Genomic DNA, 13,739 nt, shown 5'->3' on the forward strand with positions numbered 1-13,739 from the left:
GCCCGCACTGAACCGTGCCCCTCAGACGGTGAAGCCGAGGATGGTCTCGGCGACCGCCCTGGGATTCTCCAGCAGCATCGAATGGGTGGCGTCGACTCCGGCGACGCACACCCGGGGGCACTCCTCGGCCAGCGCGGCGAGGTCGCGGGCCAGCCCCTTGGCGTAGGCGGCCATCATCGGTTCGAACCAGTCCAGGCCGGGCACGGACAACTCGGCCCGCTGGGCGCGGACCAGCAGCAGCGGCGTGGGCATCCTGCGGAACAGGGCGAAGAAGTCGAGGGAGTCCATCGCCGCGAGGATCTTCCGTGCCTCCCCCCGGCCCGGCCGTACCTCCAGGACCCCGTCGTCGCGTTGGTGCACTGAGCGCAGAACGCCCGCCTCCAGCAGTTCGTACGGAATGCCCAGCCGGTCGGACGTCGTGCGCTGTTCGGCGAGAAGGTCTTTCAGCCCGTCCGCGGACAGTTCCCTGCCTTGCGCCGCGGCGTTCATTTCGCGGACCAGGGTGAGGTGCCGGGCGACGAGGTCCGGATCGAGACCCACGTACTGGTCCGGACGTCCCCAGCCGAATCCGTCGAGGTTCACGGCACCGGGCGTGACGTCCGGATGCTCCACCGCGTACAGCACGGCGAGCATGCCGCCGAGCGAGTGCCCGACGGGAAGGGCCCCCGGAATCCCGTGTGCGGCCAGCACCTGCTCGAGGTCTGCCAACACCTCAGGCACGGTCCACGGCCCGGAGGGCGAGCGGCCGTGGCCGCGCAGGTCCACGGCCAGCACACGGTGGTGCGCCACGAGCAAGGGTGCGACGGCGGCCCAGTCGGTGAGCGTGCGTCCGGCGCCGTGCAGGAGCAGCAAGGGTGGCCCCTCACCCCTGTGATCGTGTACGGCCAGCGCGATACGGTCTCCGGTCATGGGACGACACTAAAGCGTCAGGTCCGGACAGACAGGACATCTGGGGCGGAAGGATCTCCCGCGACGGCATGTGGCTGCCGTATGCCGCGGAGACGGCCCCGGTGCGCCGATGGGACGCGCGTGGGGACACCGGTCATGTCTGCGGCGTGAGCAGATCAAAGGCACGCTCCCACCGGAACTCCGGGCGCCCGCCGTCCTCGTCCGTGCCTCCGGCGTAGGGGGCACCGAACCGGACACCCATTCCGCCCAGCCGTTCGAGGCTGGCGCGGTAGGCGGGATGGGCCGCGAGCGCCTCGCTCACACAGGGCAGGACCGCGACGGGGACGCCGAGACCGTACGCCTCGCACAAGGTACCCAGCGCAAGGGTGTCCGCCAGGCCGGCGGCCCACTTGTTCACCGTGTTGAAGGTGGCCGGGGCCACGACGACCGCATCCGGGTCCGGGAACGGCCGTGCTTCGCCCGGGATGCGCCAGGCGGAGCGGATCGGGCGGCCCGTCTGCGCCTCGACCGCATCGGTGTCGAAGAAGCGGAGCGCGAGCGGGGTGGCGATGACGCCCACCTCCCAGTCCCGCTCCTGTGCGGCGGTGATCAGTGTGCAGATGTCCTCGGCGATCCCCGCGGCGCAGACGACGACGTACAGAAAGGGTTTCGAGGCGTCTTCGGTCACCCGAGCACTCTAGGTGGCGTCCGGCCGTGCCCGCCGGGCACTGAACGACGCCCGGCCCGACATGGCTGCTACCGTTGAGAACGCTGGTTCTCCCCGAGGGCATCCAGGAGGGCTCGTACATGGACAGCGAACTCGCCCGGGACCGTGCCCTGGACGCCGCGGAGAAGCTGTTCTACGGCCGTGGCATACAAAGCGTCGGGATGGACGCCATCCGCAGCACCTCCGGGGTGTCGCTCAAGCGGCTGTACCAGCTGTTCCCGGCCAAGGAACAGCTGGTCGAGGCCTATCTGGACCGGCGTGACGTGGTCTGGCGGCAGCGGCTGGCCGAGCACGTGGACCGGCATACGGACCCTCGAGAGCGGATCCTCTCGGTGTTCGACTGGCTGCGGGAATGGTTCCAGGAGCCCGACTTCCGCGGCTGCGCGTGGATCAACTCGTACGGGGAGCTGGGCGCCACGTCGCCACGGGTGCTCGCCCGGGTGCGCGCCCACAAGCAGGCGTTCAAGGCCTACCTGGCCGGACTGGTGGCCGACGCGGGACTGCCCGAACCTCTGGGCGGCGGGCTGTACCTGCTGGCCGAGGGCGCCATGGTGACCGCCGGCATAGAGGGCACCGCGGAACCGGCAGCAGAGGCGGGCCGTGCCGCCGGGCTGCTGCTGGAGGCCTACCGCTAGAGCGGGAGCGGTCCGCGGCCGGTCAGTTCGGTCAGCGCGTCCCGGGCCGCAGCGAGCGAAGCATCGGCCCATTCCCGGAATCGGGTCAGCCCGGGGGCGATCCCGGCGAGCGCCATCTGCGCCCGCACGAAGTGCGGGTTCTCCTCAGCCACGCCGTGCTCTGCGCATGCCTGGTCGCTGGGCGGCCCCCGGAGCTGCGCGGGGCCCGGTTCGCCCAGGTGGCGCTCGTGGACGGGGCCGTGGGCGACGTCGTGGCCCCACGTGGGCGGTTGCGCCTGGTGCTGAGGGTCGCGGTCGAGGACGGCGGCATCACCTCGTACGAGGCGATCGGCGACCCCGTACGACTGCGGCGGCTCTCGCTCACCGTCCTCGACGTCTGAGGTGATCTCGCCTCACCGTGCGGAAGCAGTTTCAGCCTCCCTTCTCGGTGACGGTGATGGCGCTCACGGGGCAGGCGCGCGCGGCCTCCCGCACCAGAGGGTCGCCGCCGCCGTCCTCCTTGCCGGGCAGCAGTTCGCTGTAGCCGTCGTCGTCCTGGGTGAAGACGCCGGGCGCGGCGAGGGCGCACTGGCCCGCTCCGATGCAGACGTCCCTGTCGATGGTGATGGAGATGTCGCCGGTCATGGTCTCAAGCCTCTTACCAGGTCACGGGGAGTTCCAGCATCCCCTGGATCGTGTCGCCCGGTTTGAAGGGGATCTCCTCCGCCGGGGCGGCGAGTCGCAGCCCGGGCAGCCTTTCGAAAAGGGTGCGCAGGGCGATCTCCAGCTCGGCCCTGGCCAGGTTCTGGCCGAGGCACTGGTGGACCCCGAACCCGAAGGCGACGTGGTGGCGGGCCGGGCGGTGCCAGTCCAGGGTGTCGGGTTCGGAAAAGGCGGTGGTGTCCCGGTTGATGACGGACGTGGAGAACAGCACGCCCTCGTCCGCCCGGATGGTCGCGCCCACGAACTCGATGTCCTCGGTGGCTACCCGCAGCAGCCCGTCGGCGATGGACAGGAAGCGCAGCAGTTCCTCGACCGCGCCGGACATCAGCTCCGGCTCGGCGCGCAGTTCGGCGAGCTGTTCCGGGTGGCGGAGCAGGGTGTACGTACCGAGGGAGATCATGTTGGCGGTCGTCTCGTGTCCGGCCACCAGCAGCAGCGTGGCCAGGGAGACCAGCTGGGCCCGGTCCAGCGCGCCGTCGCGCAACTGCTCCTGGATCAGCTCGTCGAGCAGCCCGTCCCCCGGCTCCTCGTGCTTGTTGTCGATCAGGTCCCCGAGATACCCGTCGAGCTGATCGCGAGCGTCCTGGGTGTCGGCCGCGGTCGGGCCACGCAGCACCCGGCGGGACTGCTCCTCGAAGAAGTCGTGGTCGGCATAAGGGACGCCGAGCAGTGCACAGATCACCATCGAGGGCACGGGCAACGCGAAGGCGCTCACCAGCTCGGCCGGCGGACCCGTGGCCGCCATGGCCGACAGCAGCCGGTCGACCGTGTCCTGAATGCGTGGGCGCAGTGCGGTGACCCTCTTGACGGTGAAGCTGGGCACCAGCATGCGGCGCTGGTCGTGGTGCTCGGGGTCGTCGACACCGAGCAGGGCGAGCCTGCGGTCGCGGGTGCGGGCGAAGCGCTCGTTGGTCACCGGGAACGCGGCGCGGCTACGGTCGGAGGACAGCCGGGGGTCGGCGAGGAGCTGACGGGCGGCGGAGTGCCCGGTGACCACCCAGACGTCACGCCCGTCGTACAGGGTGACCCGGGTCAGGGGCCGTCCCTCGCGCAACGGCTCGTAGGCGGTGGGCGGATGGTACGGGCAGGTGCGGTCCTGGGGAAATGTGACGCGCTCTGACGCGGTTGTTCCGGGTTTCGTCATGAATGGCCTCGCACGCGAAGATTCACTCTTGCCAATCTCCATTAGATGCCCGAGGCATCTACAAAGCCACTCGAAGTTCGGCCGGAGCCCTCGGATGCCCTGGGAGCCGAAGGATGTCTTCGGCCGGGCGGCTCATGTCGCCGCGACGCCAGGACGCGTCGCGCGCTTTCCGCAGTAGCCGTCGTAATTCGCTTGCCCCGGCATCCGTCGGTCGCCCAGGATCTGCGCATGCCGACGCGCGAAGCCCTCCTGCCGCCGATGTCCGCCACCACCTGCACGGCGGGGCGCCGACAGCAGCCCGGACGTCCGCGGAGGCGCTCGCTCACCCCGTCATGACCGGCGCCCTCGTCGCGGGGCTGGTCGCGGGTTACGGCATCGCTGTGCCCGTCGGAGCCGTCGGGGCCTATCTCGTCTCCCTCACGGCCCGTACCTCCCTGCGGACCGGGGCGTGCGCCGCGCTCGGCGTCGCCAGCGCCGATGGGCTCTACGCCCTGGTGGCGACCGTCGGCGGCACCGCCCTGGCCGCCGCGCTGCAACCGGTGATGGTGCCCCTGCGCTGGGTCTCGGCCCTGGTACTGGCCGCCCTCGCGCTGCACGGAGCCGCCACCGCCCTGCGCCGCTACCGCTCCACGGGGAGCGCCGCCGCGTCGCCCACGGCGCCACCGGGCCCCGTGCGTGCGTATCTCGGACTGCTGGGTGTCACGCTGCTCAACCCGACCACCGTGATCTACTTCGCCGCGCTGGTGCTCGGGAGCCGTGCGACCGATCCGTCACGGCCACTGGAGCAGGGACTCTTCGTCCTCGCGGCCTTCGCCGCGTCCGCCAGCTGGCAGCTGACGCTGGCCGGGGGCGGCGCACTGCTCGGCAGGGCGCTCACCGGGCGGCGCGGGCGCCTGGTGACGGCCTTCGCCTCCAGCGCGGTGATGGCGGCGCTGGCGGTGCGGATGCTGGTCGCACCGGGATGACGCAGGACGTTCCCTGCCACGCCCGAACACCTGTCCGGCCCCCGTACGGGGCAGCCGACAGGGACGTCCGTGCCCGGGGCGCGGTGCGGATGAAACGGTGGGCGGCTGGTGTTGAATTCCGAGACGTGTGGTCCCGGACACGGAACCCCGGCGCCACGGACGTGACAGCAGTCGTACATGACGATGGGACGGATGCCATGCCTCTTGAGGGCGAGTACGAGCCCAGCCCGACGCAGTGGGTGCGCGAGCAGGTCGAGTTGTACGAGAGTTCCGGCGGCACCCAGGGCACGACACTCCTCGACACGGGGATGCCGGTGATCATCCTCACGACCCTGGGCAACAAGAGCGGCAAGATCCGCAAGACTCCGCTCATGCGCGTCGAGCACGACGGCCGGTACGCCGTGGTCGCCTCGCTGGGGGGCGCGCCCAAACACCCCGTCTGGTACTACAACGTCACGCAGCACCCCGCCGTGATGCTCCAGGACGGGGCCGAGCGCCGGGAGATGACGGCCCGTGAGATCACGGGCGAGGAGAAGGCGACGTGGTGGGAGCGGGCGGTCGCGGCGTTTCCGCCGTACGCCGAGTACCAGAACAAGACCGATCGCGAGATCCCCGTCTTCGTACTGGAGCCGACCGGGACGTGAGCGAGTCCGATCCGCGGGCCGCACGGCTGCCGTCGTGCGGCCCGCTCGCACATTCGGAAGAGGTCAGGCGGGCAACGGCTGTTCGGCCCAGATCGTCTTCCCCTCGTTGGTCTGCCGGCTCCCCCAGCGCTGGGTGAGCTGAGCGACCAGCAGCAGACCGCGGCCACCCTCGTCGAAGGCGTGCGCGCGGCGCAGATGCGGTGAGGTGGAACTGCCGTCGGACACTTCGCAGATCAGCGAGCGGTCGCGGATCAGCCGCAGCTGGATGGGTGGCCCGCCGTAGCGGATCGCGTTGGTCACCAGTTCGCTGACGACCAACTCGGTGACATAGGCGATCTCGCCCAGGCCCCAGTCAGCCAACTGCTCGACGGCGTACTGGCGCGTGATGGCGACCTGGGACGGGTCCAAAGACACGTCCCAGGTCGCCACCTGGTCCGCGCCCAGGGCCCGGCTGCGGGCCAGCAGCAGGGCGACGTCGTCGCCGCGCTCGTCGGGCAGCACCGACTTCACGACCTTGTCGCACAGGTCGTCGAGGGAGCCGCGCGAGGTCTCCAGCGCGCGGCACAGCTCCATGACACCCCGGTCGAGGTCACGGTCGCGGCCCTCGATCAGCCCGTTCGTGTACAGGGCGATCAGCGAGCCCTCCGGCAGGTCCAGTTCCGTCTCCTCGAACGGAAGACCGCCGACGCCGAGCGGTGGTCCGGCGGACATGGCAACGAGCCGGGCACCGCCGTCGGGCTGCAGGACGACCGGCGCCGGATGTCCCGCGGCGGCCAGCGCCAGGCGCCGCGAGACGGGGTCGTAGACCGCGTACAGACAGGTGGCGCCGAGCTCGCCGACCTCCTCCTCGCCGCTCTCGTCCGCCGCCAGGTGCGTGACGAGGTCGTCGAGATGAGTGAGGAGTTCGTCCGGCGGCAGGTCGACGTCGGCGAGGGTCCGTACGGCCGTGCGCAGCCGGCCCATTGTGGCGGACGAGCGGATGCCGTGCCCGACCACGTCGCCGACGACCAGGGCGACCCGTCCCCCGGACAGCGGGATCACGTCGAACCAGTCGCCCCCGATCCCGGCCTGCGACCCGGACGGAAGGTAGCGGTGGGCGATGTCGAGTGCGGCCTGCTCGGCCAGCCCGCGCGGCAGCAGGCTGTGCTGCAGGGCCAGCGCCGTCGACCGTTCACGGGCGAAGCGGCGGGCGTTGTCGAAGCAGACGGCGGCCCGGCTCGCCAGCTCCTCGGCGAGAACGGCGTCGTCGGCCGCGTACGGGTCCGGGTTGGCGACGCGCACGAACACCACCACACCCAGGGTGGTGCCGCGGGCCCGCAGCGGCACGGTCACCATCGAGTGGGCACCCCTGCGATAGGCGGGGTCGCCGATGTCCTGGGCGTTGCGCTGCTGCACCCAGCGGTCGAAGTCGCGTTCACCGGCCCTGCGCAGCACGGGCCGTCCTTCCCGCAGCGCCCGGACGGGCGGGGAGAGGGGCTGGTAGGTGTCCCTGTCTCCCAGCCTGACGGCCGCCTCCGGAACACCCTCGGTAACCGAGAGGTGGGCGATCCGGCGCAGGACGACGTCGTCGCCCGACGCCTTCGGGGGTTCGTCCTTGTCGAGGACCCAGTCGAGCAGGTCCACGCTGGCGAAGTCGGCGAACCGGGGGATGACCACCTCCAGCAGCTCCTCGGCGGTCCGCAGCACGTCCAGCGTGGTGCCGATCGCGGTCGCGGCCTCGTTCAGCAGCACCAGGCGCTGACGCGCCCAGTGCTGTTCGCTGTTGTCGAAGACCGAGGTGGCGACGGCGGTGACCTGGTCGGCGTCGGTGTACACCGGCCACATGTCGATGGTCCAGGCCCGCTCCCGGCGGTGCGAGGGGACGTGACTGAAACTCTCGTAGTGCACCGGGAGTCCGCTCTCCGCGACCCGGCGCAGATGGCGGTGGAACAGCTGGTCGTGCTCGTCGCGCCGGTCCGCGGTGTCCGGGAAGTAGCGTCCGGCGAGGCCGGCCGGGTCGACGTGCATGATCGCCGCGGCCCTGTCGTTCGCCCGGAGGTAGCGCTGCCCCGTGTCGAACACGGACATCGCCACCGGCGCCTGCTGGAAGGCCTGGGCCACCAAGAGGGCGTCCTCCGACTCGGGCGCGGTGACGACCACGAAACCCAGCGAGGAGCCGTCCGGGCCGGTCATGGGGACCGCGCTCAGGCGCAGTGGCATGGGCCGCCCGTTCCGATGCCGCACCACGACCGTGCCGGTCAGAGCGGTCAGCGCCGGAGGTACCGTGCCCTCTGCCAGGAGGTCCTGCGCCGCGCGTCCCACAACCTCCTCGGCCGGGTATCCCGTCAGCCGCCGGGCACCCTCGCTCCATCCCGTCACCGTGCCCCGGGCGTCGACGATCGCCGCAGCGGCGACTTCCTCCATATCGTCCAGAATGATCCCTCGGATGCGTCAGCTCAACCTGGCGTATCGGCCACTCTCTCACCGGCACCGGCCCTTGGCCCCCCTTCCCACGCCGCCGCAGCCGCCGGGGTGCTCCGTCGCGGTGCTTCGACGGCTCCTGGACGGCGCCGGGTTCGATCAGGCTCTCCGCGCAGTAGCACCGTCTGCCCAGCGGGGCGGGGTTGCCGGCCGAGAACCCGGCGGGCCTTCTCGGTGCTGTGGCGGTGGCGCCGGCCGAGTGCGGGCGTGACCTCCCTCAGTGGGCCCCGGCAGCCTGCCCGACCAGCTGGTCGTGGGCGTCGCGGGCGAGGCGGTAGGCGACGTACACGAGAAGGGGTCTGAGACTGGTAGGCATCGTTGTTCAGCTGGTCTGTATCCCTTCTGCGCGATCCCTTTTGCGCGCGGTGAGGTCTGTCACGGACTGTAGTGATCCGGGCCTGAGGTGCGGGAAAATCTGTCGCTGCTAAAGGGTTCGTGAAACGCTGAGGGACATGCATCCGGAACCGATTGACCTGGCTCGGCGTCTTGTGCAGGGCCGATTTCCCGATGCGCTCGCCGTGGTCCTGGCTGGATCCACCGCCACGGGACGGGCGACCGCCAGCAGTGACCTGGACATCGTGGTGCTGATCGGGGACGGCGGCGAGACCCGCCGGGAGACGCTCCGGTTCGAGGGACGCCTCGTGGAGCTCTTCATCCACACCCGTGCCGGTCTCGTGGAGCTCTTTTCCGCAGATGTCGCCGCGCGTCGTGGGGTGCTGCAGAGCATGTATGCCACTGGCCTCGTCCTGGTCGACACCGGCGGTGAAGCCGGACGTGCCCGGGCCCGGGCCGAGTCCGACCTCCGCAATGGTCCGCCGGCGCTGAAGCCGGAGACGGTCGAGACCAAGAGGTATGGACTGACGGACGCTCTGGATGATCTGGCGGATGCGGATGATCCCTTCGAACGCCTGGCGGTGGCAGGGGTCGTCCTCAACGTTGCCGCTGACCTGCTCTTCGACCACCACCGCGCTTGGGCGGGCGGCGGGAAGTGGCTGCCCCGGCGGCTGCTGGAGGCTGATGGAGAGCGCGGCGGAGCCCTTCTCCAAGGGCACCGACATCTGTGCGAGACGGGTGACCCGGTGCTGTTGATCGATGCAGCCGTCCGGATCCTCGACCTAGTCGGTGGACCGCTTCGCGAGGGCTATTGCCGGACATGGCGGGGCGTCATCGAATCCGTCGCCGCAGGCATCGGGCGTTGACAAAAGATGCTCACGGAACGGCAGCGACGGTGGCTCGCCGACGAGATCACCGAGTGTCGCCGCCGTCGTCCACCACGGAGGCGCGGGCACCACGACCACGGCTGGCCGGGCCGGTGCGCCCCAGGTGGTCGTACCCCCAGCTGGCGGACCAGCCGTACTGGGCCGGCCGCGTGGCCGACCTCGGCATCGGCGCGGCACATGACGGCCCGAACCCGACCTTCGAGTCCCTGTCGGCCGCGCTCGGTGTCGCCCTGGCTCCCGAGACCCGAGCCCGGGCAGCCGCTGTGGCCGGCACGATCCGCACCGACGGCGCGGCGGTGGCCGCGAAGCTGCTGCTCGACAAGGTCGGCTGAGAAAGGCACCCGACCAAGCGCCGTCTTCCTGCCGGCCCGGCTCGGGACGCTGCGCATCGCCGCGGGGGGTGCTCGTGCCCCCACGGTGTCGTGTCCAGACGCATCCGGCTGGGGATGGCGAGTTCGAAGGGGTACACGCGGTCGAGCGCCAGGACCAGGACCCGATCCGTCCGCTGCATGGCACGATCGTATCGATGCGTGGCAATCGTGCCATTTCTCCAAGGGGCGGGCCCGGGCAGGCTGGGACACCATGAGGACTGTGAACACGATGCGTGCCGTCAGTCAGGACATCCTCGGCGGCCCCGAGGTCTTGAAGGTCGTAGAAATGGAGCGCCCCGCACCCCGTGCGAACGAGGTGCTGGTCCGGGTGCACGCCGCCGGAGTCAACCCCACTGACTGGAAACACCGCGCCACCGGTGGATTCCTCGGCAAACCTCCGTTCGTCCTCGGCTGGGACGTCTCGGGCGTGGTCGAGGACACCGGAATCGGCGTCGCCACCTTCAAGCCCGGCGACGAGGTCTTCGGCATGCTGCCCTACCCGTTCGGTCACGGTGCGCACGCCGAGTACGTCACCGCCCCGGCCCGTGCCTTCGCACACAAGCCGGCGACGATCGATCACACACAGGCGGGCGCTCTGCCCCTGGTCTCGCTGACCGCCTGGCAGGCCCTGGTCGAGACGGCGGGTCTGCAGCGCGGACAGAAGGTGCTGATCCATGCATCCGCCGGCGGGGTCGGGCATGTGGCCGTGCAGATCGCCAAGGCCCGCGGCGCCCGGGTGATCGGGACGGCGAGCGCGGGCAAGCACGACTTCGTGCGCGGACTGGGCGCGGACGAACTGATCGACTACCGGGAGACCGACTTCGCCGAAGCGGTTCGCGACGTCGACGTGGTCCTGGACACGATCGGCGGCGCCTATGTCCAGCGTTCGCTGCGGACTCTGCGCGCGGGCGGGATCCTGGTCACGATCCTGCCGCGGGGTTCGAAGGAATTGCCCGGGCAGGCGGAGCAACTCGGGGTGCGCGCCACCGAGATGCTCGTCGACGCCGACCGCCACGGAATGAGGACGATCGCGGAACTCGTCGAGGCGGGCAAGCTGCGTGCCACGATCGCGGGGACGTTCCCACTGGCCGATGCCGCCAAGGCGCACGAGGCGGGCGACACCGGCCGGACGACGGGCAAACTCGTGCTGGTGATGGACTGACGACCCCGGTGCGGTGAACGGCGAGCGCTTCGCCGGGGTCGGCCGCGTCGGCGGCACCCAGAGGGCTCGTGCGTCGTGATTCTGCGACGCGCCTCACCGGACGACTCGCCCGCATTTCGAAGACATATGTCAATCGAACATGCTCAAATTCACTCTAGCGAGGGTAACTTGCAGGAGGGGGCGAGGAGTCGGATGGAGGCGATGTCGACGTGCATCACGACCCTGCACCGCTCACCCGGCATCTGCGCATCCATCGGGACGGCGGTCACCTGGTGCTCGAGTTCCACGGCGAGATCGATGTCGTCGCCGCATCCGAGATCACGCCCTTCCTCGACTCCGCGACCGGCCGTCCCGCACCACGCGTCGTCATCGACCTGCGCCCGGTGGAGTTCTTCGACTGCTCGGGATTGCGCCTGCTGTACCGCGCCAGGCGCCGTGTGCTCGCGCAGGGCGGCACCCTGCACCTGGTCTGCACCCATGCGCTGACGCTGCGCATCCTGCGGATCACCGGACTGGCCCAGGTGCTGCCGCCGTCGACGTCGGTGGCGGAGGCCCTCGGCCGGCCGGAGGCCGCGGGTTCGGTGGAGACCGGCTGATCGACCGGATGACGTGCGCCCGGACCGTGAGAGGCCCCGCACACACGAAGGCGACGGACCTGTCGGCAGGTCCGTCGCCTTCGCTCGTGCCCTGCGAGGAGGGCGTCAGACGGAGCGGCGTCCGATGCGGCGCAGGAGCAGCAAGCCCATGATCACGAGAACCGCTCCGATCGCGGCCGGCCACAGCTGCACACCGGTCTCGGCCAGTCCACCCGTGACCGCCTGCGACTCGGTCTGTACCGGAGGAACGGACGACGTGTCCCCGCCGCCGACCGCCTGTGAGGCGGCGGGTGCTGCGGCGGAGACGGTGTCGTCACCCGTGGACGGGGCCTGCCCGGACCCCGGCGCCTGGCCGGTGCCGTCGCCCTCCGAGGCGCTCTGCGGCGCGGCGGACTCGTCGTTCCGGGCCGACTTGGGGGTCGAGTAGACCTTGGGAGTGGCGCCGCCGTGGTCGACTTGCGCGCCTCGGCCCGCCCCCTCGGCACCCGGGGTACCTGCCGGTGCGGTGCCCGGCACCCCTTCCGATGGCTGCTGCGCCTGGTTGCCGCCGCCGTTGCCGAGGGCGTTCCCGCCGTCACCGCCGAACGAGGGTTCGGCAGACGCGGTCGGCGTGGCCGGCGGCTGGTCGTCGACGTCGCCGCCGCACTGACGGCCCTCGTTGATGCAGTCGACCACCTGGTCCATCAGCTCGTCGGTCATGACGTTGATGAAGTCGTCGTGGTCGGTGATCGGCTTGTGCAGCTGCTCGGGGAAGCCGTCGACCGCGTAGCCGTTCTTGACCTGGCCGTTGTCGATGGTCGGCCGCGGGACGTCGTACACCAGGCGCATCGTCAGCTGCGGGATCGCCTTGAAGCCTGACTGGCAGTCGCCGTTCGCGTCGGCGAAGGCCACATGCGTGCGGTGGTTGGCGCTGTCGATGTTCTGGCCGTCCCAGCAGCTCTGGAAGGCGAACGACCGCACCACCTGGCTGCCCTGCGGGCAGATCGGGTACTTGTCCGTCAGCTGCACCTTGTCCTCGAAGCCGGTGCAGCTCCAGTGCGCGTTGGCGTTCGCCGGGCCGTTGGTGAAGGCCTTGGCGTCACCGGTGATGATCCGCAGGAACCGCGGCATCGCGACGACCTCGCCGGTCGGACTGCCGACGAACTTGATGTCGGCCTGCTTGGCCACCAGGATCCGGCCGACGTTGCCTTCCTTGCCGCCGCCGTCGGCATCCTGGTCGAAGTCCTGCGTGCCGTCCTGCACACGCACCACGGGCCAGTAGTACGACGACTTGTCGCCCTGGTTCTCGCAGCTCGTCTCGGCCGCCGCGAAGGTGTCGTTCGTGGCGAAGGCGTCGTTGGACTGGTTGCCGACATAGTCGTGCAAGTGGTGCGCGCCGTTCTTCACACCGGGCGCCACGATCACGTTGTCGGTGTTGTGCTTGCCGTTCGCGTTCACACCGCACTTGGTGACGAACTCACCGGTAGACGCCCCGGCCTGCGGTGCGGGCTTGCCGACGTTCGGCTGCACGGTCGTGATGTCCACGAAATCCGAGGCGACGGGGCCGCTCACGGCCTGGCCGCCATCGCCCTGCTGTCCGGCGTTCGGGCCCCCGTTGTCGTTCGGCTGCGGGCCGCCTGCGTCGTTCTGGCCCCCGGCGGGGGGCCGGCCCTGGTCGGCCGCCATTCCCGTGCAGGCTGCCATGCCGTCGATGGCGCTCGGAGCGGTGGCGCCGGCCCTCTGGTAATCGGCCTTGATCCGGTCGATCACCGCGGTGCGGTTGTCCTTGAGCGGGCCGAGGATCTCGTTCTGCACGTAGTTCGCGTCATCGCTCTGCGCCTGACGCGTCGAGGCCAGCCGGTCGTAGGCCTCGGTGATCTGCTGGTCGAGGGTCGACAGCTCCGTGTCGACGTTCTGCTTCGCGGCGTTCGGCACATCGGTCAACTTCTGGCCGACGTCCGGGCAGTCGATGGTGACGGTAGCCGACTTCACCTGGTCGGTGCCGCTCTGGCTCGCTCCCCCGCCCCAGGTCTCGCTCGCCGAGGCGTAGACGTTCGCCGCTACCAGTCCCCCTCCGCCCAAGATCAGCGCGACCGCTGCAAAGGTCGCGCGCCGTGCGCCTGTCGGGCGTCTGCGCGAGTTGCGTCCCACGGGAGTACTCCTACACGTCATGGCGGTCCTGGCATGAAACATCCCCCTCCCCTGTACGCAGACGGGTCCGGCAGTGTTCAGACACATCGTCAATT

General features: G+C 70.4%; 14 protein-coding genes and 1 pseudogene. 8 read left to right on the forward strand and 7 right to left on the reverse strand.

Annotation, left to right across the window (positions count from 1 at the left end; all coding sequences use genetic code 11):
* Window positions 1–21: 21 nt before the first annotated feature.
* Window positions 22–909: an alpha/beta fold hydrolase gene (locus tag VXC91_RS12620; protein WP_329507237.1), complete on the reverse strand. Its 888-nt coding sequence runs from the start codon at window positions 907–909 to the stop codon at window positions 22–24.
* Between the two features lie 133 nt (window positions 910–1,042).
* Window positions 1,043–1,576: a flavoprotein gene (locus VXC91_RS12625; protein ID WP_329507238.1), complete on the reverse strand. Its 534-nt coding sequence runs from the start codon at window positions 1,574–1,576 to the stop codon at window positions 1,043–1,045.
* A 119-nt stretch (window positions 1,577–1,695) separates the two neighbouring features.
* Between VXC91_RS12625 and VXC91_RS12630 the strand changes: the two genes are divergently transcribed.
* Window positions 1,696–2,250, forward strand: a complete 555-nt coding sequence (locus VXC91_RS12630) for a TetR/AcrR family transcriptional regulator (protein WP_329507273.1) — start codon at window positions 1,696–1,698, stop codon at window positions 2,248–2,250.
* On the opposite strand, the gene VXC91_RS12635 is transcribed toward VXC91_RS12630, so the two are convergent.
* Window positions 2,247–2,402, reverse strand: coding sequence for a hypothetical protein (locus VXC91_RS12635; protein ID WP_329507239.1), 156 nt, complete (start codon window positions 2,400–2,402; stop codon window positions 2,247–2,249). The two genes, VXC91_RS12630 and VXC91_RS12635, sit on opposite strands and share 4 nt — an antisense overlap.
* A 3-nt stretch (window positions 2,403–2,405) precedes the next feature.
* Between VXC91_RS12635 and VXC91_RS12640 the strand changes: the two genes are divergently transcribed.
* Window positions 2,406–2,630 (forward strand): hypothetical protein, encoded by a 225-nt coding sequence (locus tag VXC91_RS12640; RefSeq protein WP_329507240.1) that lies wholly within the window; start codon window positions 2,406–2,408, stop codon window positions 2,628–2,630.
* A gap of 31 nt (window positions 2,631–2,661) precedes the next feature.
* Here the strand turns inward: VXC91_RS12640 and VXC91_RS12645 are convergent, their stop codons facing one another.
* Complete coding sequence (locus VXC91_RS12645; protein WP_329507274.1) at window positions 2,662–2,862, reverse strand: ferredoxin; 201 nt, start codon at window positions 2,860–2,862, stop codon at window positions 2,662–2,664.
* A gap of 25 nt (window positions 2,863–2,887) precedes the next feature.
* Entirely contained in the window at window positions 2,888–4,096 is a 1,209-nt protein-coding gene (locus tag VXC91_RS12650; RefSeq protein WP_329507241.1) for a cytochrome P450, read from the reverse strand.
* Window positions 4,097–4,428: 332 nt separating this feature from the next.
* Between VXC91_RS12650 and VXC91_RS12655 the strand changes: the two genes are divergently transcribed.
* Together VXC91_RS12655 and VXC91_RS12660 are read left to right on the forward strand one after the other, a co-directional pair.
* Window positions 4,429–5,061, forward strand: coding sequence for a LysE/ArgO family amino acid transporter (locus tag VXC91_RS12655; RefSeq protein WP_329507242.1), 633 nt, complete (start codon window positions 4,429–4,431; stop codon window positions 5,059–5,061).
* A 197-nt stretch (window positions 5,062–5,258) separates the two neighbouring features.
* Window positions 5,259–5,705, forward strand: a complete 447-nt coding sequence (locus VXC91_RS12660) for a nitroreductase family deazaflavin-dependent oxidoreductase (RefSeq protein ID WP_329507243.1) — start codon at window positions 5,259–5,261, stop codon at window positions 5,703–5,705.
* A 63-nt stretch (window positions 5,706–5,768) separates the two neighbouring features.
* Here the strand turns inward: VXC91_RS12660 and VXC91_RS12665 are convergent, their stop codons facing one another.
* Entirely contained in the window at window positions 5,769–8,108 is a 2,340-nt protein-coding gene (locus tag VXC91_RS12665) for a SpoIIE family protein phosphatase (protein WP_329507244.1), read from the reverse strand.
* 509 nt (window positions 8,109–8,617) lie between these two features.
* Here VXC91_RS12665 and VXC91_RS12670 point away from each other — a divergent pair.
* The 4 genes and pseudogenes from VXC91_RS12670 (at window position 8,618) to VXC91_RS12685 (ending at window position 11,514) form a co-directional block, all read left to right on the forward strand.
* Complete coding sequence (locus VXC91_RS12670; protein ID WP_329507245.1) at window positions 8,618–9,364, forward strand: nucleotidyltransferase domain-containing protein; 747 nt, start codon at window positions 8,618–8,620, stop codon at window positions 9,362–9,364.
* 55 nt (window positions 9,365–9,419) lie between these two features.
* Window positions 9,420–9,717, forward strand: a pseudogene (locus VXC91_RS12675) (nucleotide disphospho-sugar-binding domain-containing protein); the annotation flags it as partial.
* Window positions 9,718–9,967: 250 nt separating this feature from the next.
* Window positions 9,968–10,918: an NADP-dependent oxidoreductase gene (locus VXC91_RS12680; protein WP_329507246.1), complete on the forward strand. Its 951-nt coding sequence runs from the start codon at window positions 9,968–9,970 to the stop codon at window positions 10,916–10,918.
* A gap of 209 nt (window positions 10,919–11,127) precedes the next feature.
* Window positions 11,128–11,514, forward strand: coding sequence for an anti-sigma factor antagonist (locus VXC91_RS12685; protein WP_329507247.1), 387 nt, complete (start codon window positions 11,128–11,130; stop codon window positions 11,512–11,514).
* 105 nt (window positions 11,515–11,619) lie between these two features.
* On the opposite strand, the gene VXC91_RS12690 is transcribed toward VXC91_RS12685, so the two are convergent.
* A complete protein-coding gene (locus VXC91_RS12690; protein WP_329507248.1) occupies window positions 11,620–13,644 on the reverse strand; it encodes a DUF1996 domain-containing protein in 2,025 nt (674 codons plus the stop codon).
* Window positions 13,645–13,739 lie beyond the last annotated feature (95 nt).

The organism is Streptomyces chiangmaiensis, from assembly GCF_036281785.1.
GTDB classification, from domain to species: Bacteria; Actinomycetota; Actinomycetes; order Streptomycetales; family Streptomycetaceae; genus Streptomyces; species Streptomyces chiangmaiensis.